Annotated in this window: 21 protein-coding genes; 19 read left to right on the forward strand and 2 right to left on the reverse strand. The window is 40.8% G+C overall.

Translation table 11 applies throughout. From position 1 onward, the window contains the following. Window positions 1–7 precede the first annotated feature (7 nt). The 8 genes from B1NLA3E_RS06650 to pyrE are packed head-to-tail and all read left to right on the forward strand — an operon-like array spanning window position 8 to window position 9,525. Complete coding sequence (locus B1NLA3E_RS06650; RefSeq protein WP_015593071.1) at window positions 8–946, forward strand: aspartate carbamoyltransferase catalytic subunit; 939 nt, start codon at window positions 8–10, stop codon at window positions 944–946. Beyond that, window positions 909–2,195 carry a dihydroorotase gene (locus tag B1NLA3E_RS06655; protein WP_015593072.1) on the forward strand — a complete coding sequence of 429 codons (1,287 nt, stop codon included), beginning with the start codon at window positions 909–911 and terminating at the stop codon, window positions 2,193–2,195. The genes B1NLA3E_RS06650 and B1NLA3E_RS06655 overlap by 38 nt, the downstream gene beginning before the upstream one ends. Continuing rightward, a complete protein-coding gene (locus B1NLA3E_RS06660; protein WP_015593073.1) occupies window positions 2,192–3,286 on the forward strand; it encodes a carbamoyl phosphate synthase small subunit in 1,095 nt (364 codons plus the stop codon). Before B1NLA3E_RS06655 ends, B1NLA3E_RS06660 begins: the two co-directional genes overlap by 4 nt. Beyond that, window positions 3,279–6,488, forward strand: a complete 3,210-nt coding sequence (gene carB / locus B1NLA3E_RS06665) for a carbamoyl-phosphate synthase large subunit (protein ID WP_015593074.1) — start codon at window positions 3,279–3,281, stop codon at window positions 6,486–6,488. The genes B1NLA3E_RS06660 and carB overlap by 8 nt, the downstream gene beginning before the upstream one ends. Further along, complete coding sequence (locus B1NLA3E_RS06670) at window positions 6,485–7,264, forward strand: dihydroorotate dehydrogenase electron transfer subunit (RefSeq protein ID WP_015593075.1); 780 nt, start codon at window positions 6,485–6,487, stop codon at window positions 7,262–7,264. Before carB ends, B1NLA3E_RS06670 begins: the two co-directional genes overlap by 4 nt. Continuing rightward, window positions 7,261–8,208, forward strand: a complete 948-nt coding sequence (locus tag B1NLA3E_RS06675) for a dihydroorotate dehydrogenase (RefSeq protein WP_015593076.1) — start codon at window positions 7,261–7,263, stop codon at window positions 8,206–8,208. Before B1NLA3E_RS06670 ends, B1NLA3E_RS06675 begins: the two co-directional genes overlap by 4 nt. Continuing rightward, entirely contained in the window at window positions 8,180–8,896 is a 717-nt protein-coding gene (gene pyrF, locus B1NLA3E_RS06680) for an orotidine-5'-phosphate decarboxylase (protein WP_015593077.1), read from the forward strand. The genes B1NLA3E_RS06675 and pyrF overlap by 29 nt, the downstream gene beginning before the upstream one ends. Next, on the forward strand, window positions 8,893–9,525 hold the full coding sequence (gene pyrE / locus B1NLA3E_RS06685) for an orotate phosphoribosyltransferase (protein ID WP_015593078.1): 633 nt from the start codon (window positions 8,893–8,895) through the stop codon (window positions 9,523–9,525). Before pyrF ends, pyrE begins: the two co-directional genes overlap by 4 nt. A 195-nt stretch (window positions 9,526–9,720) precedes the next feature. Here the strand turns inward: pyrE and B1NLA3E_RS06690 are convergent, their stop codons facing one another. Next, window positions 9,721–9,972 (reverse strand): sigma-G-dependent sporulation-specific acid-soluble spore protein CsgA, encoded by a 252-nt coding sequence (locus tag B1NLA3E_RS06690; protein WP_015593079.1) that lies wholly within the window; start codon window positions 9,970–9,972, stop codon window positions 9,721–9,723. Window positions 9,973–10,067: 95 nt separating this feature from the next. Further along, the gene (locus tag B1NLA3E_RS06695) at window positions 10,068–11,771 is read right to left on the reverse strand and encodes an Rqc2 family fibronectin-binding protein (RefSeq protein WP_015593080.1); all 1,704 of its coding nucleotides are present in this window, start codon (window positions 11,769–11,771) and stop codon (window positions 10,068–10,070) included. Window positions 11,772–12,186: 415 nt separating this feature from the next. Between B1NLA3E_RS06695 and B1NLA3E_RS06700 the strand changes: the two genes are divergently transcribed. The 11 genes from B1NLA3E_RS06700 (at window position 12,187) to rlmN (ending at window position 24,827) form a co-directional block, all read left to right on the forward strand. Continuing rightward, window positions 12,187–14,862 carry a cation-translocating P-type ATPase gene (locus B1NLA3E_RS06700; protein WP_015593081.1) on the forward strand — a complete coding sequence of 892 codons (2,676 nt, stop codon included), beginning with the start codon at window positions 12,187–12,189 and terminating at the stop codon, window positions 14,860–14,862. A gap of 214 nt (window positions 14,863–15,076) precedes the next feature. Further along, window positions 15,077–15,952, forward strand: a complete 876-nt coding sequence (locus B1NLA3E_RS06705; protein WP_015593082.1) for a YicC/YloC family endoribonuclease — start codon at window positions 15,077–15,079, stop codon at window positions 15,950–15,952. A 57-nt stretch (window positions 15,953–16,009) separates the two neighbouring features. After that, window positions 16,010–16,273, forward strand: coding sequence for an extracellular matrix/biofilm regulator RemA (gene remA / locus B1NLA3E_RS06710; RefSeq protein ID WP_015593083.1), 264 nt, complete (start codon window positions 16,010–16,012; stop codon window positions 16,271–16,273). Window positions 16,274–16,283: 10 nt separating this feature from the next. Further along, on the forward strand, window positions 16,284–16,898 hold the full coding sequence (gmk, locus tag B1NLA3E_RS06715) for a guanylate kinase (RefSeq protein ID WP_015593084.1): 615 nt from the start codon (window positions 16,284–16,286) through the stop codon (window positions 16,896–16,898). A gap of 2 nt (window positions 16,899–16,900) precedes the next feature. Continuing rightward, window positions 16,901–17,122 (forward strand): DNA-directed RNA polymerase subunit omega, encoded by a 222-nt coding sequence (rpoZ, locus tag B1NLA3E_RS06720; RefSeq protein ID WP_015593085.1) that lies wholly within the window; start codon window positions 16,901–16,903, stop codon window positions 17,120–17,122. A 126-nt stretch (window positions 17,123–17,248) separates the two neighbouring features. Then, window positions 17,249–18,457 (forward strand): bifunctional phosphopantothenoylcysteine decarboxylase/phosphopantothenate--cysteine ligase CoaBC, encoded by a 1,209-nt coding sequence (gene coaBC, locus B1NLA3E_RS06725; RefSeq protein WP_015593086.1) that lies wholly within the window; start codon window positions 17,249–17,251, stop codon window positions 18,455–18,457. Continuing rightward, complete coding sequence (priA, locus tag B1NLA3E_RS06730) at window positions 18,454–20,865, forward strand: primosomal protein N' (RefSeq protein WP_015593087.1); 2,412 nt, start codon at window positions 18,454–18,456, stop codon at window positions 20,863–20,865. Before coaBC ends, priA begins: the two co-directional genes overlap by 4 nt. Before the next feature lie 94 nt (window positions 20,866–20,959). Next, entirely contained in the window at window positions 20,960–21,445 is a 486-nt protein-coding gene (gene def / locus B1NLA3E_RS06735) for a peptide deformylase (RefSeq protein ID WP_015593088.1), read from the forward strand. Beyond that, window positions 21,442–22,392 (forward strand): methionyl-tRNA formyltransferase, encoded by a 951-nt coding sequence (gene fmt, locus B1NLA3E_RS06740; RefSeq protein ID WP_015593089.1) that lies wholly within the window; start codon window positions 21,442–21,444, stop codon window positions 22,390–22,392. The genes def and fmt overlap by 4 nt, the downstream gene beginning before the upstream one ends. Beyond that, window positions 22,385–23,734 carry a 16S rRNA (cytosine(967)-C(5))-methyltransferase RsmB gene (gene rsmB / locus B1NLA3E_RS06745; RefSeq protein ID WP_015593090.1) on the forward strand — a complete coding sequence of 450 codons (1,350 nt, stop codon included), beginning with the start codon at window positions 22,385–22,387 and terminating at the stop codon, window positions 23,732–23,734. Before fmt ends, rsmB begins: the two co-directional genes overlap by 8 nt. A 4-nt stretch (window positions 23,735–23,738) precedes the next feature. Then, the gene (gene rlmN / locus B1NLA3E_RS06750) at window positions 23,739–24,827 is read left to right on the forward strand and encodes a 23S rRNA (adenine(2503)-C(2))-methyltransferase RlmN (protein ID WP_015593091.1); all 1,089 of its coding nucleotides are present in this window, start codon (window positions 23,739–23,741) and stop codon (window positions 24,825–24,827) included. Window positions 24,828–24,829: the final 2 nt, after the last annotated feature.

Raw genomic sequence — 24,829 nt, forward strand, 5'->3', positions numbered from 1 at the left:
GGTATAAATGAATCATTTACTTACAACAACGGAATTATCAACCGATGAAATAAGGCAGATTTTAAAAGATGCACAGCTCTTTGCCGAAGGGAAGTTATGGACACCGGAGAAACCCACTTTTGTGGCTAATTTATTTTTTGAACCAAGTACAAGAACAAGAAGTAGCTTTGAAATGGCGGAGCGGAAATTAGGATTACAAGTGATTCCGTTTGAAACAAACCGTTCTAGCGTTTTAAAAGGGGAAACCTTGTACGATACGGTCCGAACCCTTGAGTCCATCGGACTTGATGCAGTGGTCATACGGCATCAGCAAGATCGTTTTTTTGAACAGCTAGAAAATAAGGTTCATCTTTCAGTTATTAATGCTGGGGATGGATGTGGTCACCATCCCACCCAATCTTTATTAGATTTACTAACTATCCAACAGGAATTTGGAAAGTTTGCAGGCTTAAAAGTCGCGATTATCGGTGATATCCTCCATAGCCGAGTAGCAAGATCAAATGCTGATGCACTTGTGCGTCTTGGGGCAAAGGTTGTTTTCTCAGGTCCAGAAGAATGGTTTGAAAATGTTCTTCCAACTGGGTGTACAATCGAACCAGTGGATGAAGCAATCACCACTTCAGATGTCGTCATGCTCTTAAGGATTCAACATGAACGGCACCATGAAAAAGAGGAAGGCAATTTACTTGATTATCACCTTAAATACGGCTTAACTGAAGAAAGAGAGCAAAGGATGAAAAAAGGAAGCATTATTATGCATCCTGCACCAGTCAATCGGGGTGTGGAAATTGCTGACTCGCTAGTCGAATGTAAGCGGTCAAGGATTTTCAAACAAATGGAAAATGGAGTATTTGCTCGGATGGCAGTGTTAAAACGAGCAATTGAATTTTCAAAAGGGGGAAGTGCAAATGTCATTCATCATCAAAAATGGTCAGTTTCTTACTGAGAATGGGACAGTAAATAAGGCCGATATTTATATAGAAGAAGGAAAAATTATTGAAATCAAACCAGAAATTACTAGGGGTGCAGATGAAACCATTGATGCAACAGGGCTTTTAATCGCACCTGGTTTCATAGATTTACATGTCCACCTTCGTGAACCGGGTGGGGAGAAGAAGGAAACAATCGAAACGGGAACTTTGGCTGCAGCCAGGGGTGGTTTTACAACCATTGCAGCAATGCCAAACACCAGACCAGTTCCAGATTCAAAACAGCATTTAGAAGCACTAAACAACCGCATTAAGGAAACCGCGGCCATTCGGGTTTTACCTTATGCATCTATTACTGTGAGAGAACTCGGTCAAGAGCTTACTAATTTTGAAGAGTTAACCGAAGCAGGAGCGTTCGCATTTACTGATGACGGCGTAGGGATTCAAACTGCTAACATGATGTTAGAAGCAATGAAAAAAGCCGCTAGCCTTGGTAAGGCAATTGTTGCCCATTGTGAAGATAATTCTTTGATTAATAAGGGATGTGTTCATGAAGGGGAATTTTCTCAAAGAAACTCTTTGAACGGGATTCCATCAGCTTGTGAATCAGTTCAAATTGCTCGAGACGTATTACTAGCTGAAGCAGCTGATTGCCATTACCATGTCTGTCACATCAGCACAAAAGAATCAGTTAGAGCCGTAAGGGATGCAAAACGTGCGGGTATTAAAGTAACAGCTGAAGTAACACCACATCATTTATTATTAAGTGAAGAGGATATCCCAGGATTAGATGCAAACTTCAAAATGAATCCACCTTTAAGAGGTAAAAAGGATAAAGAAGCGTTAATCGCGGGATTACTCGATGGAACGATTGATTTTATAGCAACAGACCATGCCCCACATACAACTGAAGAAAAAAACCAAGGGATGCAACTAGCACCATTTGGAATTGTGGGTTTAGAAACAGCCTTTCCACTTCTATATACGCACTTTGTTGAGACCGGAATCATAACAACTAAAGAATTGATTGATTATTTAACAGTAAAGCCTGCAAATGCATTTGGTCTTCCATACGGTAAAGTGGAGGTAGGTGCCATAGCAGACCTAGTCTTGCTTGATTTAGAGCATCAAGAAGAAATTGATCCGACTAATTTCCTTTCAAAGGGGAAGAATACACCATTTCAAGGCTGGAAGTGTAAGGGCTGGCCAGTTCTGACTATCGCCGATGGAAAAATTGCTTGGAAAAAGGAGAGAGTGGATAGATGAAAAGACAATTGATCCTCGAAGACGGAACCATCTTAGTTGGTGAAGGGTTTGGTAGTGATGTTAATACGATTGGGGAAGTCGTGTTTAACACTGGAATGACAGGGTATCAAGAGATCTTATCCGACCCATCTTATTGTGGTCAGCTTGTGACGCTTACATATCCGTTGGTAGGTAACTATGGGATTAACCGGGATGATTTTGAATCCATTCAACCCGCTATAAAAGGCTTTATTGTTAAGGAAGCAAGCGACTTTCCGTCAAACTGGCGAAATCAAATGTCGCTTGATGAGTACTTCCGGATGAAGAATATTCCAGGAATATCCGGGATTGATACAAGAAAATTAACGCGCATCATTCGAAATCACGGTACGTTAAAGGGTGCATTTTGTAATATAGATGAGGATGCCAAAACGGTTCTCGAAACTTTACGAGCTAAGCCTCTTGCAAATGATCAAGTGAAGCAGGTTTCAACTGTAGCTCCTTATGCCAGTCCAGGTAGAGGAAACAGAGTGGTTCTAGTTGACTTTGGTATGAAACACGGTATCTTAAGAGAATTAAATAAACGTGATTGTGATGTTGTAGTAGTTCCGTATCATTTTACAGCAGAGCAAATTTTACAATTAAGTCCAGACGGTGTGATGTTGTCAAATGGACCTGGGGACCCTAAAGATGTTCCTGAGGCAAAAGCGATGATAGCAGGATTATTAGGAAAAGTTCCGGTGTTTGGCATTTGCCTTGGTCACCAATTATTTGCCCTTTCATGTGGTGCTAACACGGAAAAAATGAAATTTGGTCACCGAGGATCTAACCATCCAGTCAAAGATTTAGCAACTGGAAAAGTAGCGATAACATCACAAAATCATGGCTATACAGTTGAAGGAGATTCCATCTCTGGTACCCGCTTGGAGATTACCCATGTTGCCCTAAATGATGGTACTGTTGAAGGTTTAAAACATAAAGACTATCCAGCGTTCACTGTCCAATTTCATCCTGAAGCTTCACCTGGACCAGAAGATACGAACGGATTATTTGACCGCTTTTTAGAAATGGTTGACATTTACAAACAAGGGGGAGTACTGAACAATGCCTAAACGTACAGATATAAATAGTATATTAGTAATTGGGTCAGGTCCGATTGTCATCGGTCAGGCAGCAGAGTTCGACTATGCTGGAACTCAAGCATGTATGGCTTTGAGAGAAGAGGGTTATAAAGTTATTCTTGTAAACTCAAACCCGGCCACGATTATGACTGATACTGAAATTGCAGATGCCGTATATATAGAACCACTTACGGTTGATTTTGTGTCAAGAGTAATTCGTAAAGAACGTCCTGATGCTCTTGTTCCAACCCTGGGAGGACAAACAGGCTTAAACCTAGCTGTTGAATTAGCTAAGTCCGGAATCCTTGAAGAATTAAATGTCGAGATATTAGGAACTAGGTTATCTGCGATTGAACAAGCAGAGGATCGTGAATTGTTCCGTGATTTAATGAATGAACTTGGTGAACCAGTGCCTGAAAGTGCCATTGTTCATAATTTAGAGGAATCCTATCAGTTTGTAAATGAAATTGGTTATCCTGTCATTGTTCGTCCCGCCTATACATTAGGTGGAACAGGCGGAGGGATTTGCCACAATGAACAGGAGCTTAACGATATTGTTTTGAGCGGTTTGAAATACAGCCCAGTTAATCAATGCTTACTTGAGAAAAGCATTGCCGGATATAAAGAAATTGAGTATGAAGTAATGCGTGATGCCAACGACAATGCCATCGTGGTTTGTAACATGGAGAACATCGACCCGGTTGGAATTCATACTGGTGATTCAATCGTAGTCGCACCAAGCCAAACCTTGAGTGATCGCGAATATCAAATGTTAAGAAATGTATCGCTGAAAATCATCCGAGCTTTAGGAATCGAGGGGGGCTGTAACGTACAGTTAGCTCTTGATCCTGATAGCTTCAATTATTATATTATCGAAGTAAATCCACGGGTTAGCCGTTCATCTGCACTTGCTTCAAAAGCAACAGGGTACCCAATTGCCAAGCTTGCAGCCAAGATTGCGGTTGGACTTACCTTAGATGAAATGATGAATCCTGTTACGGGAAAAACATACGCTTGTTTTGAACCAGCACTTGATTACATTGTGGCAAAAATACCGCGTTGGCCGTTTGATAAGTTTGAATCAGCAAATCGCCTTCTCGGTACGCAAATGAAAGCGACCGGAGAAGTAATGGCGATTGGCCGTACCTTTGAAGAAGCCATTTTAAAGGCAGTTCGTTCACTTGAAGCAAAAATCTATCATTTAGAATTAAAAGAAGCAGATCAAGTTGATGACGAGTTGTTGGAAAAACGGATTCGCAAAGCAGGAGACGAGCGGTTATTTTATCTTGCTGAAGCACTTAAACGAGGCGTTACCATTGAAACCATACATGACTGGAGCAAAATTGATTTATTTTTCCTTAAAAAATTTGAAGGAATTGTTAAATATACAGCTGAGGTTGAAAAGAAACCTTTCGATGTTGAAGTAGCACGGAAGGCAAAAGCAATGGGCTTCTCTGATAAAGTGTTAGCAGCGAGCTGGAATTCGACTGAGCTAGAGATCTACAATTGGAGAACTTCGGTGGGGATTGTTCCTGTCTTTAAAACGGTTGATACTTGTTCGGCAGAATTTGAATCAGAAACACCATATTTTTATGGTACTTATGAAGAAGAAAATGAATCGATTGTAACGGACCGCAAAAGTGTCATTGTATTGGGCTCAGGTCCAATTCGGATTGGTCAGGGAATTGAATTTGATTATGCCACCGTTCATTCCGTTTGGGCGATAAAGGAAGCGGGATATGAAGCGATTATTATTAATAGTAATCCAGAAACTGTTTCAACCGATTTCAGTATTTCTGATAAATTATACTTCGAGCCACTTACGATTGAAGATGTCATGCATATTATCGATTTAGAAAAACCAGAAGGTGTAATTGTTCAATTTGGTGGGCAAACAGCGATCAACCTTGCTGCAGACTTAGTTGAACGAGGCGTAAAAATCCTTGGAACTAGCTTGGAAAATCTTGATAGAACCGAAGATCGCGATAAGTTTGAGCAAGCACTTTCCAAACTTCAAGTGCCGATGCCTAAAGGAAAAACGGCTTTAACAGTAGATCAAGCGGTAAAAGTTGCAACGGAGATAGGGTACCCTGTATTAGTACGTCCTTCCTATGTACTCGGTGGTCGAGCAATGGAAATTGTCACAAAAGAAGAAGAATTAATTTACTACATGAAAAACGCTGTAAAGGTAAATTCGGACCCAGTCTTGATTGACCGCTATTTAACAGGTAAGGAAATTGAAGTGGATGCGATTTGTGATGGTAAGGATGTCTTGATACCAGGAATAATGGAGCATATCGAAAGAGCGGGAGTCCATTCAGGAGATTCGGTTGCTGTATATCCAACTCAAAGAATTTCTGCTTCGGTCAAAGAAAAATTGGTCTCATATACTGAAAAATTGGCTAGAGGGTTAGGAATTATTGGATTGCTCAATATCCAATATGTCGTTGCGGGTGAAGATGTGTATGTATTAGAAGTCAACCCACGTTCAAGTAGAACTGTGCCATTTCTAAGTAAAATCACCAACGTTCCAATGGCGAATATAGCCACAAAGGTTATTTTGGGTCAAACACTTTCGAACCTTGGTTACCAATCGGGTCTTGTCCCTGAGAAGAAAGGCGTTTTTGTAAAAGTTCCGGTGTTCTCGTTTGAAAAACTACGTCGTGTGGATATTACGCTTGGCCCTGAAATGAAATCAACTGGGGAAGTCATGGGAAAAGACATTACATTTGAAAAGGCATTGTATAAAGGCTTTGTTGCTTCAGGGATGAAGATTCATAAGTCGGGGACTGTCTTGTTAACAATCGCTGATAAAGATAAGGAAGAAGCCTTACAGCTTGCCAAACGATTTGCTTCGATAGGATATCGACTCTTGGCAACTAGTGGAACAGCAAACTATCTGAAAGCAAATGCTATCCCAGTTAACGTGGTTGAAAAAATCGATTCCACTGATTTGAATCTGCTTGATGTTATCCGAACTGGGGAAGCGCAATTAGTGATTAATACCTTTACTAGAGGGAAGCAACCAATGAGTGACGGGTTCCGAATTCGTCGTGAAGCGGTTGAAAACGGCATTCCATGCTTGACCTCACTTGATACGGCTGAAGCCATTCTTAGAGTCATTGAATCGATGACGTTCTCTGCGGAAGCGATGGAAACGGCTGTTGAAGCCCGAAAGGCGGTCTTAATGTGATAAACAAAGAACAATGTATCGTTATCGATCAACAAGAAATAGCAGCATCGGTGTATGAGCTCACGCTTCAGGGGGACATCACACGCGAAATGGGCGATCCCGGTCAATTTGTTCATCTTAAAGTATCCAATGGTCTGGACCCTTTGTTAAGAAGACCGATAAGTATTTCCAGCATCGATAAGGAGAACAAGCAATTCACCATGATATATAGAAGTGAAGGACGGGGTACAACGCTCCTGTCTGAGAAAATTGCAGGAGATTCCGTTGATGTGTTAGGTCCGCTTGGACATGGTTTCCCGGTTGCCGAAACAAATGTTGGTGAAACGGCTCTATTAGTAGGTGGAGGAATTGGTGTTCCTCCGCTCTATGAGCTATCACGTCAATTGGTTAGTCGTGGGATAAAAGTTATTCATATTCTCGGGTTTCAAACAGAAAATGTTGTATTTTATGAAAAAATGTTTACCGAACTCGGGACAACCTATGTGGCCACTGTTGATGGAAGTTACGGTCATCAGGGTTTTGTAACAGATGTTATCGTTAAAGAGGGGCTTGATTTTAATACCCTTTATGCATGTGGACCTACTCCCATGCTAAAAGCGCTAGAGGCTAATTTTCCAAACAAAAAGGTATTTTTATCATTAGAGGAACGAATGGGTTGTGGAATTGGCGCATGCTTTGCCTGTGTTTGTCATACAGGGGAAGATCCAACAGGCCATTCTTACAAAAAGGTTTGTACTGACGGGCCTGTTTTTCGGGCAGGGGAGGTAGTCATTTGAGTTCCTTACAAATTGAATTACCAGGTCTATCATTAAAAAATCCAGTTATGCCAGCATCAGGTTGTTTTGGTTTCGGCAAGGAATATAGTCAGTTATATGATATAAATCAGCTTGGTGCGATTATGATAAAGGCGACAACAGCAGAGCCACGGTTTGGTAATCCAACCCCTCGGGTGGCTGAAACCGAAGCGGGCATGTTGAATGCAATTGGTTTGCAGAATCCTGGGCTTGAACATGTGATGGCACAAGAGCTACCATGGCTTGCGGAACGCTTTTCTGTTCCAATTATTGCTAATGTCTCTGGTTCTACTGAAGAAGACTATATTGAAGTAGCAAAGAAAATTTCAACTGCACCGAATGTTCATGCATTAGAACTAAATATCTCATGCCCGAACGTGAAAACGGGAGGAATTGCCTTTGGTACGATTCCTGAGGTTGCTGCAAGTCTAACCCGCAAGGTTAAGGAAGTATCGGAAGTTCCAGTTTATGTGAAATTATCTCCGAATGTAACCAATATCGTTGAGATTGCCAAGGCAGTCGAAGCAGGCGGTGCAGATGGGCTGACTATGATTAACACGCTAATAGGTATGAAGCTTGATTTGAAAACAGCCAAACCCATTCTTGCCAACAAAACAGGTGGCTTATCAGGGCCAGCAATAAAACCTGTCGCCATTCGAATGATATACGAGGTTAGCCAACAAGTATCGATTCCAATCATCGGTATGGGCGGAATCCAGTCTGCTGAAGATGTAATCGAGTTCTTTTACGCAGGTGCAAGTGCTGTGGCGGTAGGGACGGCAAATTTTGTAGACCCATTTGTTTGTCCAACGATCATTACGGACTTACCCCCATTGTTGAAAAAATTAGGTTTTGATCATATTTCAGAATGTACGGGAAGGAGCTGGGGGAAACATCATGAACAATTCGCTAATCATCGCTCTTGACTTTGCGTCAAAGCGGGAAGTATTCCAGTTTCTTGAACCGTTTGAAGGACAATCACTATTTTTAAAAGTAGGGATGGAGTTATTTTACCAAGAAGGTCCGGCCATTATCTCGGAATTAAAAGAGAAGGATCATCAAATCTTTCTCGATTTAAAGCTCCATGATATTCCTAACACGGTCAATAAAGCGATGAAAGGTCTTGCGCGCCTAGGTGCGGACTTAGTCAATGTCCATGCAGCTGGGGGAAAAGACATGATGATCGCCGCTCTCGAAGGTTTATCAGCAGGTACGCCAAGTGGTCTTGCCCGACCTAAATGTATTGCGGTTACTCAGCTGACAAGCACATCAGAAACCCAAATGAGAACAGAACAGTTGATTCCCGTTTCGATTGAGGAATCTGTTCTTCACTATGCATCAGTGGCACAAGATGCTGGGATGGATGGTGTTGTGTGCTCAACTTGGGAGGCTGGGAAGATTCGTTCTAATCTTGGACCATCCTTTTTAACAGTTACACCGGGGATTCGGTTAAGTACGGATGAAACGCAGGATCAGAAACGGATCGCGACACCTGAAACTGCCAAAGCATCAGGAGTATCAGCCATTGTGGTTGGCCGTCCGATTACGCAAGCAGCAGATCCGTTACAGAGTTACTTTAGAGTTAAACAAGCATGGGAGGGAGTTTTACGATGAAACAGTTAATTGCCGAAAGATTATTAGAGATTGAAGCGGTGGCCTTGCAGCCGAATGACCCATTTACATGGGCATCAGGAATTCGTTCACCTATTTACTGTGACAATCGTTTGACTTTATCTTATCCTGTTGTTCGTAAGGAAATTGCTAATGGCTTAAAACAGCTCATTCTTGAAAATTTTGCTGATGCTGAAGTAATTGCTGGAACGGCTACTGCAGGAATTCCTCATGCCGCATGGGTTAGTGATCTACTCAATCTACCAATGTGCTATGTTCGTTCAAAACCGAAGGGTCATGGTAAAGGCAATCAAATTGAAGGAAAAACGGTCGCTGGTCAAAAAGTGGTCGTCGTCGAAGATTTAATTTCGACTGGAGGCAGTGTTATCACTGCAGTGGATGCACTACGTGAAGCAGAGTGCGAGGTGCTTGGAGTCGTTTCTATCTTTACTTACCAGTTGGCAAAGGGAGAAGAGTTGCTGAAGGAAGCTGGGATTACTGCATACTCTTTAACTGATTTTACGACTCTTTCTAAAGTGGCGAGTGAAAAAGGATACATTCAAGAGGCAGATTTGGACACTCTTGTAGCTTGGCGAAAAGACCCAACTGAGTGGGGTAAACAGAACGCTTAATTTACGATTTTTGAGGAAGAGGATAATCTCGGAAGGGTTATCCTCTTTTTGGTGTGTGTATTTGTCAAAATTGTGGCATCGGCAAATAAATCTCGGAATTGGCAAATAAACTCGCAGAATCGGCAAATAAATCTCGAAAACAGCAAATAAACTCGCAAGATCGGCAAATAAATCTCGAAAACGGTTAAATAAACTTTAAAAAAGCAACTCGAATACTTCGTTTAATTGCTTTGAGCGAAGTGAATCCTGCTCTTCATTTGCATAATTTATTTCATCAGGTAAAATTCGATTAAGAAAATCGCTTTCCTCCTGAGATAAGGCTCTTACGAATGAACCCTCACTTTTAAAATTGTGCTCCTTAAGTTTATTATAGATTTCTTGTCCGATCGAGTACTGTTCGGTATAGTTTGATAAAGTTTCTCTTAAATAGCCTAATGTTTTGTCCAAGCAAACCACCTCCTAAAATTAGAGTGCAGTAAACCGAGGAAAATATGTATACAAAAAGATGCTGACCGCTCATAAATTGAGTGTCAGCATCTTTTTTATTTTTTTAATTGAAGCACTATTTCTTCCGTAGGTGTTACAAAGACTGTTTGTTGATGATCGTAAATTACAAAGCCAGGTTTTGCACCGCTTGGCTTTTTCACATGACGGACTAGGGTAAAATCAACGGGAACTGAACTGGAGGTACGAGCTTTGCTAAAATAAGCTGCTAGTTCCGCTGCCTCTATGATCGTTTTTTCTTGTGGTGTGCGACTACGAATTACCACATGTGAACCCGGTATATCTTTCGTATGAAGCCATATTTCGTCTCGTGCAGCTACTTTATTCGTTAAGTAATCATTTTGTTTGTTGTTTTTCCCAACCAATATTTCAGTTCCATCGGTGGCCTGATAACTATCTAGCAGCGGTTTAGCTTGTGATTTTTTTTGCTTTTTCCGTCGATCCTTCATATAGCCTTCTTCGATTAATTCTTCACGGATTTCCTCAATATCTCTTGGAGAAGCCGTTTCAACTTGTTGGAGTAATGATTCAAAGTACCCCACCTCTTGCTCGGCTTTTTCAATTTGCTGTTTTACAATTTCTAATGCTGTCTTGGCCTTCTGATATTTTGTGAAATATCTTTGAGCATTATCGGATGGACCTTTTTGTGGATCAAGAGGGATCTTTATGGTTGCTCCGTTTTCATCATAATAATTAATGACTTGAACTTCTTTCATCCCTCTTGTAACAGCATACAAATTGGCTGTTAATAGTTCACCATAAAGTTGATATTCGTTGGCTTTTTCAGCATCTGCAAATGTAGCTTTTAATTTAACAATCTTTTTTTCATTCTTCTCTTTTTCATTTATCATGAAGCGAAGAAGATCAGATGATTTTTGCTTTACACGATCCCGTTCCGCTTTCCCAAAATAATATCGATCAAGCATTTCACTTAAGCTAGGAAAGATTTTTGTCTCTCCTTGCAAATGCTCCAACGGAAATAAGTAAAACGATTCCTTCCCTTTACTTATCGTAATCGCTGGAGAATAATCATAATTTTTAAGTTTTTGAAACATGGTGGTAAAGGTTTTGGGTAAACTCACCCGATTGGCTATTCCAGCTTGAAAAACCACTTCTTTAGCCAATAGTGGAGAAACTCCTGCAAAGCTACTTACAAGCTGTTGATCAAGCTTTCCAGCATTGAAATCTAACGTCCTAAGTATTGCCTCTTCATTAAGATCGAATGGACTCACCTTATCCTGCGCTGGAGGCAGTATGTATGGTTGCCCAGGTAAAATAGCCCGGTGGCTGTTAACAGCAAATGAAACATGCTTAATGCTGTCTAAAATCATGTTTCGATCTTTATCCACTAGGATAATGTTGCTATGACGTCCCATGATTTCAACAATTAATTGTTTGCAGGAAATATCACCTAACTCGTTTCGGCCTTTTACTTCGAAAACAATCATTCGGTCTAAGCTGATCTGGCTAATATCTTCAAGAATAAAACCTTCTAAATGTTTACGCATAAGCATACAGAACATAGGAGGTTCATTAGGGTTTTCGTACACTTCATTTGTTAGCTGAACTCTGGCATAACTCGGGTGGATTGAAAGCAATAGTCGATGATTCTTTCCGTTTGCTCGAATCACCATTAAGAGTTCATTTGGGAAAGGTTGTTGTATTTTATTAATTCGCCCCCCTTTAAGTGCGAGGGAAAGTTCGTTTGTGATCGCTCTAGTAAATATTCCATCAAAAGACATATTACATGACATCCTTTACTTGCGGACAGTTTCCGCTATTTCTATTTGTCCAGCTCCAGAGCCCAACGACTAGTGGACTTCACTCACCTCCCTACGATAAGTCAACATCGAATCGCTGGCGCGCTTCGTGTTTCCTTTATCTCAGTCGGTGTGCTCCAGTCCATACGTCGCTAAACGGGCTCTTACGCTTTTCTTTTCATTCTATCATTTTTGGGGACGAGGCTGAATAAGCTTTATTTAGAATGTGTCTAGCTCTAGGTGCCATTGGCTCAAGGTCACAAGCCAATCCGTCCAGAAGGTCAAAGAGCGACCTTCCTGCCGGCTTGTCTTGTGGTTGTCGCCGATAAGAGGGCACCTTCCGCTTTTCCAGGAAGATGGCTTGTGCTAAAAATGAAGGAGGAAGTGAGATAGCCGGATGAAGTTCCATGAAATGAGTAGAAATGAAGTTGAAGAAGCATTAAATACCGACCTTTCATTAGGATTATCCGAAGATGATGTGAATAAACGGAGAAAACAGTACGGATATAACGAACTCGAAGAAGGGGAAAAGCAATCTGCCATCCTCCTATTCTTAAGTCAATTTAAAGACTTTATGGTACTTGTTCTTCTAGCAGCCACATTAATATCGGGAATGTTGGGTGAATACATCGATGCAATTGCCATCATTGCTATTGTGATAGTCAATGGATTTCTGGGCTTTTATCAAGAAAGTAGAGCTGAAAAGTCGATGCAGGCATTGAAGGAACTTTCCGCACCACAGGTAACGGTGTTAAGGGATGGGAAATGGGTCAAGCTTCCATCAAGAGAGGTAGTTCCCGGCGATGTCTTAAAGTTCGTCAGTGGAGATCGAATTGGTGCAGATGTGAGACTGATAGAAACAAAGAGTCTCGAAATTGAAGAATCAGCTTTAACTGGGGAATCCTTGCCTGTTCAAAAAAGCACTGATCCACTCACCGCTGATTCGGTTGGAATTGGTGATTTAGAAAACATGGCCTTCATGGGAACGATGGTCACTCGTGGAAGTGGTGTCGGTATCGTATGTGGCATCGGGATGAAAACAGCAATGGGGCAAATTGCCGACCTACTGCAGTCGGCAGTCACTTTGGATACTCCATTACAGCGTCGTTTAGAACAGCTTGGAAAAATATTAATCATCGCTGCCCTTTTATTAACTGTCCTGGTCGTAGTTGTCGGTGTCTGGAATGGACATGACCTATATACGATGTTCCTTGCAGGGGTATCTCTCGCGGTTGCAGCCATTCCAGAAGGATTACCGGCTATTGTTACAGTCGCGTTATCCTTAGGGGTACAGCGAATGATCAAAAAAAATGCCATTGTCCGAAAACTACCAGCAGTAGAAACATTAGGCTGCGCTTCAGTTATTTGTTCAGATAAAACAGGTACAATGACGCAAAATAAAATGACCGTTACCCATTTATGGAGTGGGGGACAGGTGTGGACAGTTGATGGAGTCGGGTATGAGCCAAAGGGGAAATTTTATCAGCAGGAACGAGTTTGCAGTCCACAACAGGATAAGGCTCTGCAACAGTTATTAATGTTTGGGATGCTTTGTAATCACGCCGGAATTTCAATAAAAAATGATGAATACATCATCGACGGAGATCCAACTGAAGGAGCCTTACTCGTATCTGCTATGAAAGCAGGATATGAGAGTAGCTCATTGCTAAACCAATTTGTAATTATCAATGAATTTCCGTTCGATTCAGCTCGGAAAATGATGAGTGTTATTGTGCAAGATCAGCAGGGGAAAAAGTTTATTGTAACGAAGGGAGCCCCAGATGTTTTACTTGGATTATGTGAATCGATTCTATGGGATCACAAAACTCAGTATTTAACAAATGAAGTAAAACTAACGGTACAAAACTCGATAAACGATCTTTCTTCAATGGCACTTAGAACAATCGCCATTGGGTTTAAGCCCATTCCGGAAAATACAGTCATATTACACGAAACGGAGGCAGAACGGGACTTAATCTTTATTGGCCTGCAAGGAATGATTGATCCACCGCGTCCAGAAGTAAAGCAAGCTGTTAAGGAGTGTCGCGAAGCAGGAATCAAAACGGTAATGATTACGGGTGATCACGTCAATACAGCTAAAGCGATTGCAAAGCAATTAGGAATTATCTCAGGAAAAGGTAGAGTCATTGATGGAAAAGCATTGGCTGAAATGACAGTCGATGAATTAGAAGATGTTGTTGAAGATGTATCGGTTTTTGCTAGGGTCTCTCCGGAACATAAATTAAAAATCGTCCAAGCACTACAAAATAGAGGGCATATCGTCGCGATGACCGGGGACGGTGTTAATGATGCTCCAGCAATCAAAGCAGCCGATATTGGGATAGCGATGGGGATTACAGGAACGGACGTAGCGAAGGAAGCTTCCGCCTTAGTTCTACTTGATGATAATTTTGCGTCCATAAAAGCTGCCATAAAAGAAGGCAGAAATATATATGAAAATATCCGTAAGTTCATAAGGTATTTGTTGGCTTCTAATGTTGGTGAAATTCTAGTGATGTTGTTTGCGATGTTAATGGGTTTGCCATTGCCTCTTGTACCAATCCAAATTTTATGGGTAAATCTTGTTACAGATGGTCTGCCAGCAATGGCACTGGGTTTGGATCAGCCTGAGGAAAATGTAATGAAGAGAAAGCCGCGTAGTCCTAGGGAAGGAGTATTTGCAAGAGGACTGGGCTGGAAGGTTATTTCAAGAGGTTTCCTTATAGGAATCGTTACGTTACTATCCTTTATCGTCACTTATCGGCAACCAGATAATCTTGCATACGCACAGACTGTTGCTTTTGCCACATTAGTTATGGCACAGCTTATCCATGTTTTTGATTGTCGAAGTGAACGCTCTGTGTTTTCTAGGAATCCATTAGGGAACAAGTATTTAGTTTTTGCGGTCATTTCATCTTTAATTTTGATGTTGATTGTAATATACTATCCAGGTTTACAACCTATTTTTCATACCATTCCCATCGTTCCAAGAGATTGGATTTTGATTACTGCATTATCTTCAATTCCAACTTTTTTACTAGCAGGTTCATTTTTCGCAAGAAAAACAAAATAAAATATGATATAATCCAAAAGGTAATAGAGAAGGCCTCTATTACCTTTTCTTTATTGTCTAGCTACAGCGCCTAGCCCCTCGAGGTCATAAGCCAATCCCTTCCGGAAATCAGGATTTCCTGCAGGGCTTGTCTTATGCTTGTCGGGGCTGAGCAAGGCGCTTCCGCTTTTCTTTATACTGCTTTTGATTATCTTCAAAGATTGGATGTGTATTCATGGTCGTAAGCATGACCGGTTTTGGACGTAGCAAGAAAGAATCCAATCGTCTTTCCGTCACCGTAGAGGTGAAGACGGTAAATCATCGTTTTTGTGAATTTTATATTCGGATGCCAAGACAGCTTTTAAAAATAGAAGATAAATTGAAAAAGAAGCTAAATGAACACATTCTTAGAGGTAGAGTAGAAGTATATGTGACATTGTCTGGTGAAGCTGTAGTAAATCGTAAGGTACATATTGACTGGAATCTTCTTGATGAATATTACCAACACATATTATCCATAAAACAAAAATATAATTTTACCGAACAAATCTCCCTTCATGAACTAATTGCGCGAGAAGAACTTCTCAGCATTGAAGATGAGGATGGAGAAAACATTGAGCTTGAAGGGCTTGTCCTTGAAGCAATAGAAGATGCGGGCATCCAACTGAAACAAATGAGACTGACAGAAGGCTTAGCGCTTGAACAAGATATTTCGCAAAATTTAGCACTGCTTCACAATCGAGGGAACAAACTAAAAGAACTTGGGCCATTAGTTGTATCCCAGTTTAAAGATAGATTAACAAAGCGGATGTTAGAGTTTTTATCGGGACAAGTCGATGAAACGAGAATATTAACCGAAGTGGCTCTGTTTGCCGACAAAGCAGATATTAATGAGGAATTGACAAGATTAGAAAGTCATATTGGGCAGTTTAACAAAATATTATTGCTAACTGAACCAGTTGGCAGAAAGTTAGATTTCCTTGTCCAAGAAATGAACCGAGAAGTTAATACAATCGGTTCAAAAGCGAACGACTCAGCGATCGCAAGCGAAGTTGTTGAAATGAAAAGCTTGCTCGAAAAAATAAAAGAACAAGTGCAGAATATTGAGTAGAAGGTTTAAGGAGAGCAGGAACGGGGAAAATAGTATATTAATAATTGGGGGATCGTCATGGGAATAAAGTTAATCAATATTGGTTTTGGTAACATTGTGTCGGCAAACCGAATTATTTCTATTGTAAGTCCTGAATCTGCACCGATTAAACGTATTATCCAGGATGCTCGTGAAAGAGGATCTTTGATTGATGCAACGTATGGGAGACGGACACGTGCTGTTTTGATCATGGACAGTGACCATGTGATATTATCAGCTGTTCAACCTGAGACAGTTGCACATAGATTGAATGACCGTGAGGATATTATAGAAGAAGGGTAGGATTCGCAGGATGCAGGATAAAGGCTTATTAATCGTACTTTCCGGACCGTCCGGAGTGGGAAAAGGGACCGTTCGAAAAGCGATATTTTCACATCATGATACGGCTTTTGAATATTCGATTTCTATGACAACTAGGACACCACGTGAAGGAGAAATTGATGGTGTTGATTATTTCTTTAAAACGAGAGAAGAATTTGAAGAGCTAATCAGCAAAGGCAAGCTATTAGAATATGCTGAATTTGTTGGTAATTATTATGGAACACCTGTTGATTATGTGAAAGAAACATTGGAAAAAGGAAAAGATGTTTTCCTTGAAATTGAGGTTCAAGGAGCTCAACAGGTCCGTGAAAAGTTCCCGGAAGGTCTTTTTATTTTCCTAGCCCCGCCGAGTCTATCTGAATTAAAAAATCGGATCACGACAAGGGGAACTGAAACAGAGGATATCATAAACAATCGCATGAGTGTGGCAAAGGAAGAAATTGAATTGATGTCCCTTTATGATTATGTAGTAGAAAATGATCAAGTGGACCATGCCTGCGACAAAATAAAGGCGATTGTCATCGCGGAGCACTGCCGAAGACAACGCTTGGAACATCGCTATAAAAAAATGCTGGAGGTTGATTAAACATGTTATATCCATCTATTGACTCATTATTAACGATTATCGATTCAAAATACTCATTAGTATCAGTTGCGGCAAAACGGGCTAGAAATCTTCAAGAAAATGGTACTTTGAAGCTGGCTAAATATGTATCACATAAAAATGTGGGTAAATCATTAGAGGAAATTTACGCAGGTAAACTTCATTTTACGAAGGCACCAGATCAAGACGATTCCCTTTCTAAATAGTGCTAAATAAAATAACAACCTTCTCAGGTTGTTATTTTATTTTATCGGTAGTTCATATTAAAGATGAAAATTAATTAGTATTCTTGCATAATAGAAGAAAGAAATTATATAGGTGGGTGGACATTTATGTTGAACGGGAAAAAGATATTACTTTGTGTCACAGGGGGGATTGCTGTCTATAAAGCAGCAGCGCTAACAAGCAAGCTGACTCAAACTGGGGCAACGGTAAAAGTAATCCTCAGTGATGCGGCAGCAAAGTTTGTAACACCATTGACCTTTCAGGCATTATCGAAAAATGATGTCTATACGGATACATTTGATGAGAAAAATTCCAAGGTGATTGCTCATATCAATTTGGCAGATTGGGCTGATCTTGTACTGTTGGCACCAGCAACGGCAAATACAATCGGAAAATTGGCAAATGGCATCGCCGACAATATGATTACGACCACTTTGCTTGCTACATGTGCACCAGTTTGGATTGCCCCTGCCATGAATGTTCATATGTATGACCACCCTGCTGTGAAAAAAAACATCTCGATTTTAGACCAGTATGGCTATCGTTTTATTGAACCGAGTGAAGGCTATTTAGCTTGCGGATATATCGGTAAAGGCAGACTCGAAGAACCAGAAAAAATCATCGAAATCATGGCTGAGTTCTTTAATAATAAGAATCCAAAGCTAGCAGGTCGAAGGATCGTTGTAACGGCTGGACCAACAAGGGAAAAAATTGACCCTGTTCGATTTATTACCAATCATTCAACTGGAAAAATGGGTTATGCAATTGCTGAGGAAGCGGCTAAAGAAGGCGCTAATGTGGTGTTAATCTCCGGACCAGTTAACCTTCAGGCTCCAAATGGGGTGACGCTTGTTCGTGTTGAAAGTGCGGAAGACATGTATCAGGCAGTAATGGAACAGTTTGAAAATGCTGCTGTCGTCATAAAAACAGCTGCAGTAGCGGATTATCGACCTAAGATTACTTATGATAATAAAATGAAGAAAAAACCTGGTGAAACAGTGCTTGAGTTAGAAAGAACGAAGGACATATTATTTGAACTTGGACAGAAAAAGACTCACCAAATCTTAATCGGATTTGCTGCGGAAACAGAACATGTTGAAGAATATGCAATTGGAAAATTGCGAAAAAAGAACGCTGATATGATTGTGGCCAACAATGTTAAAGCAGAGGGTGCCGGTTTTGGTTCGGAAACGAATATCGTAACGATTTTTAAAAAAGATGGGACAAGTCTCGAATTACCGAAGATGACAAAGCAGAAGGTCGCCCAGAATATAGTAGAACAAATTTCGCTCCTATTACAGGATGTTAAAAAATGAACATTGCCAGTGTGATCGTGGATGTACCAGCAAAACAAACTGATAAAAGCTTTGATTATCTTATTCCAGAACAGTGGATGGGGATGATTGAGCCAGGAATGCGGGTTATTGTTCCGTTTGGTAGCCGCAATATACAAGGATTTGTGAGAGAGCTTAAAGACTCCTCCTCATTTGAAAAATTAAGAGAAATCATTGAACCAATGGATTTAACACCCGTCCTTAATGGTGAAATGCTAAATATTGGTGATTGGTTAACGGAAGAAGTGTTATGTACGAAAATCGCTGCTTATCAAGCGATGATTCCCGCGGCTTTGAAAGCTCAATATGAAAAAAATATTATGCTAACCCCAGGAACTAGGGTAGAGGATTTGGCTTTTGATCTACAACCATTCTTAGTAAATAGCCAAGTACTAGCTTGGAAAGACGCACTAAAAGCTGGTGTCATTTCAACAGTTAAAAAGGAATTGGCCAAAGGGACAGTTGAAGTCTTATATGAAGTGAAGGAACGGATGAAAAAGAAGCGCTTAATGCATGTTTTCCCAGGCCTACCAAAAGAACAATTGCTCCGAGAAAAGGATGGACTTACTAGAGCTCGTAAGCAACAGGAGGTCCTAGCTTATTTCATCGATCATCCAGAACCAATCGAGTTGCGACAGCTCCAAACTAATCTAGGAGTAAACGCTGGAACAATAAAAGGTTTGGTCGAAAAAGGGATTCTTATTCAGCAAGAAAAGGAAGTTTATCGCGATCCTTATGCGGAAAGAGAGTTTCCCAAAACAGAGCCTTTGCCATTAACAGATCAACAGGTACAAGCCATTACCCCTGTTCTATCATCGATAAAAAATGATCGCCATGACGTCTTTCTTTTATATGGAGTAACCGGAAGTGGAAAAACGGAAATCTATCTTCAATCGATTCAACAAGTGATTGAAAAAGGCAAGGAGGCAATTGTCCTTGTTCCGGAGATAGCGCTGACACCACAAATGGTGCATCGTTTTAAAGGGAGATTTGGGGATTTGGTGGCTGTTTTACATAGTGGTTTGTCGATAGGTGAAAAGTATGATGAATGGCGGAAAATCCAACGTAAAGAAGTCAAGGTGGTTGTCGGAGCTCGTTCGGCGATTTATGCTCCGTTTGAAAATTTAGGGATTATTATTATTGATGAGGAGCATGAGACGAGTTATAAGCAGGAGGAGAATCCCCGCTACCACGCTAGGGATGTAGCCATCCATCGTGGGATCCTCTATCAATGCCCAGTGATCCTCGGAAGTGCCACCCCTTCGCTTGAAACATTTGCCCGGGCCCAAAAAGGAGTTTACCAGCAGTTGACCTTATCGAAACGGATGAATGACCAAGGCCTTCCCACCGTTAACATTGTCGATATGCGGGAGGAATTACGTGAAGGTAATCGTTCGATGTTTTCACGGGATTTATTTGAAAAGTTACAAGATCGTATCCAGAAAAAGCAACAAACAGTGCTATTTTTAAATAAGCGCGGTCACTCCTCGTTTGTGATGTGTCGAGATTGCGGATATGTCATCCTTTGTCCACACTGCGATATATCGTTAACATACCACCAAGTTCAGAACAACATGAAGTGTCATTACTGCGGCTTCGAATCCGGGGTACCTAATATTTGCCCAGAATGTCAGAGCGACCATATTCGCTATTTTGGGACAGGAACGCAAAAGGTTGAGGAAGAGCTTGGAAAGCTGTTGCCAGAAGCAAAGGTAATCAGGATGGATGTCGATACGACAAGCCGTAAAGGATCCCATGAAAAACTGTTAACTGAGTTTCATCAGGGAAAAGCAGATATTTTACTGGGAACGCAAATGATTGCAAAGGGTCTCGATTTCCCCAATATTACCCTAGTAGGGGTATTGTCAGCAGACACGATGCTCCATTTACCTGATTTCAGATCGTCGGAAAAGACGTTTCAATTATTAACGCAGGTAAGCGGACGGGCGGGGCGCCATCAATTACCAGGTGAGGTTGTCATCCAGACCTATACGCCTGAGCATTATAGTATCGAACTTGCTGGTGATCAGGATTTTGATCGTTTTTATGCAAAAGAAATGATGATGCGAAAAATCCATCGTTACCCACCATTTTATTATTTAGCGCTAGTGACGGTGAGCCATGAGGAATTAATGAAGGTCGTATCGATTACCGAAAAAATCACCAGATATTTACGATCAAAATTGAAGAATGACGCAGTCATATTGGGGCCTGTTGCCTCTCCTATTCCACGGATCAAAGATAGATATCGCTATCAATGTTTGGTAAAATACAAGCGGGAACCAGAGTTAGGTAATGCATTAAAATATATAAGTAATCAACTAATGAAGGAAAGTTCAAAAAGCGGCTTGCAAATAGCCATTGATATGAATCCTTATATTTTAATGTGAGGTTATGAACGGTTTTATTTTTGTTGAGAATGAATAGGAAAAGAGCAAGGGGCTTGAGCTAGACAATAATAAGAGAAACAATTGGAGGAAAGGTATGGCGGTACGAAAAGTAGTCATTTACCCAGCAGATATATTGGAGAAAAACTGTGATAAAGTAACAAAATTTGATAGAAGGCTAATAAAAATATTAAATGATATGTATGATACGATGATCGAGTTTGATGGTGTCGGATTGGCTGCACCACAAATAGGTTTAAAACAACGAATTGCCATTGTTGATATTGATGATGAGCTGGGAACCGTCGAGCTAATAAATCCAGAAGTTGTGGAAGCATCTGGAGAGCAGACCGGTCCTGAAGGCTGTTTAAGCTTTCCAGGCCTGTACGGAGAAGTGACCCGTCCCAATTTTATCAAAGTTGCGGCACAAAATCGCAAAGGAAAAGCTTTTGTCCTTGAAGCTGAAGGGTTTTTAGCAAGAGCCATTCAACATGAAATTGATCATTTAAATGGGATATTGTTCACTTCGAAGGTGACAAGGTACATGGATGAAAAAGAGTTAGGTGGAGGAGAAAAGGAATGACGAAAATAGTATTTATGGGTACGCCAGACTTTTCAGTGCCTGTATTGAGGTCACTTGTTGAGGGTGGATATGATGTTATTGCCGTCGTTACTCAACCTGATAAACCTGTTGGCCGTAAAAAAGTGATGACCCCGCCACCTGTCAAAGTGGAAGCAATAAATCAAGGAATCCCTGTTTTTCAACCAGAAAAGATTCGGCGAATGGAGGAGCTTGAACCGATCCTCGCGTTAAAGCCTGATTTGGTGGTTACGGCAGCATTTGGGCAAATTTTACCGAATGAATTATTAGAAGCACCAAAGTATGGGTGTATCAATGTCCACGCCTCACTATTACCGGAATTACGCGGTGGGGCTCCGATTCATTATTCTATTTTGCAAGGTAAGAAAAAAACCGGTATTACCATTATGTATATGGCGGAAAAATTAGATGCTGGCGATATTCTGACTCAGGCAGAGGTTCAGATCACCGAGGAAGATAATGTGGGTACGCTGTTTGAAAAATTAAGCGACGCTGGATCTAAGCTTTTATTAGAAACTTTGCCTAAACTTTTGAGCGGGGAGATTACACCGATTCCTCAGGATGAAGAAAAAGCCACATTTGCTCCGAACATTAAGCGTGAACAGGAGAAAATTGACTGGTCAAAATCGGGTGAGGAAATCTTCAACCATATCAGGGGATTGAATCCGTGGCCGGTTGCTTATACTATTTGGAATAGCTTACCTTTAAAGGTTTGGCAAGCTGTAAAGTTCCAAGTAACAAAACAAGAGGCACCAGGGACAGTTATCGAGATCCAAAAAGATGGCATTATTGTTGCCACTGGTAATCAAACGGCCATAAAAATAACAGAGTTGCAGCCTTCAGGTAAAAAACGAATGTTAGCGGAACAATTTTTACTAGGCGCTGGATCCATCAGCGTCGGTGATGTGATAGGGGACCAACATGACTGAAAATAAAAAAAATGTTAGGGAAGCCACGCTTGAATTATTAGAAACCATTGATAAGAATCAGGCATACAGCAACCTTTTACTGAATAAAACGATTGAAAAAAATCAGGTTGATCGAATTGATGTTGGTCTTTTGACCGAACTGACCTATGGAACCCTGCAACGTAAAATGACGTTGGACTATTATTTGGAGCCGTTTTTAAAAGACAGCAAAAAAATCCAAGGTTGGGTTATGAACCTCCTTAGAGTCACGCTATATCAAATGGTCTATTTAGATAAAATCCCTGATCGGGCAGCGATTTACGAAGCGGTAGAAATTGCTAAAAAACGCGGACATAAAGGGATTTCTGGATTAGTAAACGGTGTATTAAGAAACATTCAGCGGAGTGGCCTTAGGAACTTGTCCGATATTGTTGATCCAGTTGAACGCTTAAGTATTGAGACTAGCCATCCGCTTTGGTTAGTAAAGCGCTGGGTCACACAACTAGGTTTTGATAAAACAAAGGAAATGTGTGAGCTTAATTTAACCGCACCCGTACAAACGGCACGTGTGAATATCACCAAAATCAGCAGAGATGCATGTCTTGCGCTACTTCAGGAAGAAGGCTATAACGTTGAAGCGAGTCCGGTTATTCCTGAAGCGATAAAAGCATTAAGAGGAAATCTCGCAACCTCAAAGGCCTTTAAGGATGGATTATTCACGATTCAAGACGAGAGTTCGATGCTAGTTGCCTATGCTTTAGGAATCAGCCTGAATGACCGGGTTCTTGATGCTTGTGCAGCCCCAGGTGGCAAATCAACCCATATTGCTGAACGTTTAGATCATACCGGGGCAGTCGTCTCTCTAGATCTCCATGAACATAAAGTAAAATTAATTTCAGAATCTGCTAAGCGGTTAGGACTCAATAATATTGAGACAAAAGCCCTTGACAGTCGAAAGGTCCAAGAGTATTTTGCTCCAGAATCCTTCGATAAAATTCTCTTAGATGCACCATGTTCAGGGCTTGGGGTTATGCGCCGAAAACCAGACATGAAATACACAAAAAAGGTTGAAGACCTTAATAAACTGCAAGTGATCCAAACAGACCTGTTTTCTTCAGTAGCCCCTTTGTTAAAAAAAGGTGGAATTTTAGTGTATAGTACATGTACGATAGATAAAGAAGAAAACTCAACCGTTGTCGAAAACTTTTTGCAAAAACATCCGGAGTTTTATGGTGATACTACGATGGTAGAACGGATGCCTGCACCGGTTGGGTCACTGATAAACGATTTTTCTCTACAAATTTTACCTCAGGACTTCGGTTCAGATGGATTTTATATAGCTTGTTTAAGAAAGAAGGTGTAAGGAATTGCAAAATGAAATTTCAACTGAGAATCATACTACTAGTGAAGAAAAACCATCAATATATTCATTTCAGCTTGGAGAATTAAAGGACTGGTTAGAGCAACACGGAGAAAAAGCATTTCGTGCTGAACAGATCTATGATTGGCTATACAAAAAAAGAGCCTCATCTTTTGAGGAAATGTCAAACCTTTCCAAAGGATTACGAGATAAGCTTGACGAATATTTTGTTCTAACGACATTAAAAACCATTATTCAACAAACATCTGCTGATGGGACCATCAAGTTCTTATTTGAAATAAAGGACGGATATTCAATTGAGACAGTGTTAATGCGCCATGATTATGGTAATTCTGTCTGTGTGACCACGCAGGTTGGCTGTCGAATTGGTTGTACCTTTTGTGCTTCCACACTTGGTGGCTTAAAACGTAATTTAGAAGCAGGGGAAATTGTTGCACAAGTAGTCAAAGTGCAACAGGCTCTTGATGAATCAGAAGAAAGGGTTGATTCCATCGTCATTATGGGAATTGGGGAACCATTTGACAACTATGATAACTTGCTTTCTTTTTTAAAAATTATGAATCATGAACAAGGCCTAAATATTGGTGCACGTCATATTACGGTTTCAACCAGTGGAATCGTTCCAAAAATTTATCAATTTGCTGATGAAAACATGCAAATAAATTTTGCTATCTCCCTTCATGCACCGAACACGGAGCTAAGAAGCCGTCTAATGCCAATTAACCGTGCTTATAAGTTACCAGATTTAATGGATGCAGTGCGCTATTATATTGAAAAGACGGGGCGAAGAATCAGCTTTGAATATGGTTTATTTGGCGGAGTGAACGATACGGTTGAACATGCCGAGGAATTAGCGAAATTGATTAAAGGGATCAAATGTCACGTTAATCTAATCCCCGTCAATTATGTTCCTGAACGAGATTATGTTCGGACACCAAGAAGTCAAATTTTTGAATTTGAAAAAACATTAAAGAAAAATGGGATAAATGTTACGATTCGCCGGGAGCACGGTTCTGATATCGATGCAGCATGTGGGCAACTTCGTGCAAAGGAGCGAAAAGAGGAGACGAGGTGAAA

This window comes from Bacillus sp. 1NLA3E, from assembly GCF_000242895.2.
GTDB lineage: Bacteria > Bacillota > Bacilli > Bacillales > Cytobacillaceae > Bacillus_BU.

Coding starts and splice junctions, on each gene's coding strand:
- B1NLA3E_RS06650 (WP_015593071.1), top strand. CDS start 8: ATGAATCATTTACTTACAACAACGGAATTATCAACCGATGAAATAAGG.
- B1NLA3E_RS06655 (WP_015593072.1), top strand. CDS start 909: ATGTCATTCATCATCAAAAATGGTCAGTTTCTTACTGAGAATGGGACA.
- B1NLA3E_RS06660 (WP_015593073.1), top strand. CDS start 2,192: ATGAAAAGACAATTGATCCTCGAAGACGGAACCATCTTAGTTGGTGAA.
- carB (WP_015593074.1), top strand. CDS start 3,279: ATGCCTAAACGTACAGATATAAATAGTATATTAGTAATTGGGTCAGGT.
- pyrF (WP_015593077.1), top strand. CDS start 8,180: ATGAACAATTCGCTAATCATCGCTCTTGACTTTGCGTCAAAGCGGGAA.
- pyrE (WP_015593078.1), top strand. CDS start 8,893: ATGAAACAGTTAATTGCCGAAAGATTATTAGAGATTGAAGCGGTGGCC.
- B1NLA3E_RS06695 (WP_015593080.1), bottom strand. CDS start 11,771: ATGTCTTTTGATGGAATATTTACTAGAGCGATCACAAACGAACTTTCC.
- B1NLA3E_RS06700 (WP_015593081.1), top strand. CDS start 12,187: ATGAAGTTCCATGAAATGAGTAGAAATGAAGTTGAAGAAGCATTAAAT.
- B1NLA3E_RS06705 (WP_015593082.1), top strand. CDS start 15,077: ATGGTCGTAAGCATGACCGGTTTTGGACGTAGCAAGAAAGAATCCAAT.
- remA (WP_015593083.1), top strand. CDS start 16,010: ATGGGAATAAAGTTAATCAATATTGGTTTTGGTAACATTGTGTCGGCA.
- gmk (WP_015593084.1), top strand. CDS start 16,284: ATGCAGGATAAAGGCTTATTAATCGTACTTTCCGGACCGTCCGGAGTG.
- rpoZ (WP_015593085.1), top strand. CDS start 16,901: ATGTTATATCCATCTATTGACTCATTATTAACGATTATCGATTCAAAA.
- coaBC (WP_015593086.1), top strand. CDS start 17,249: ATGTTGAACGGGAAAAAGATATTACTTTGTGTCACAGGGGGGATTGCT.
- priA (WP_015593087.1), top strand. CDS start 18,454: ATGAACATTGCCAGTGTGATCGTGGATGTACCAGCAAAACAAACTGAT.
- def (WP_015593088.1), top strand. CDS start 20,960: ATGGCGGTACGAAAAGTAGTCATTTACCCAGCAGATATATTGGAGAAA.
- fmt (WP_015593089.1), top strand. CDS start 21,442: ATGACGAAAATAGTATTTATGGGTACGCCAGACTTTTCAGTGCCTGTA.
- rsmB (WP_015593090.1), top strand. CDS start 22,385: ATGACTGAAAATAAAAAAAATGTTAGGGAAGCCACGCTTGAATTATTA.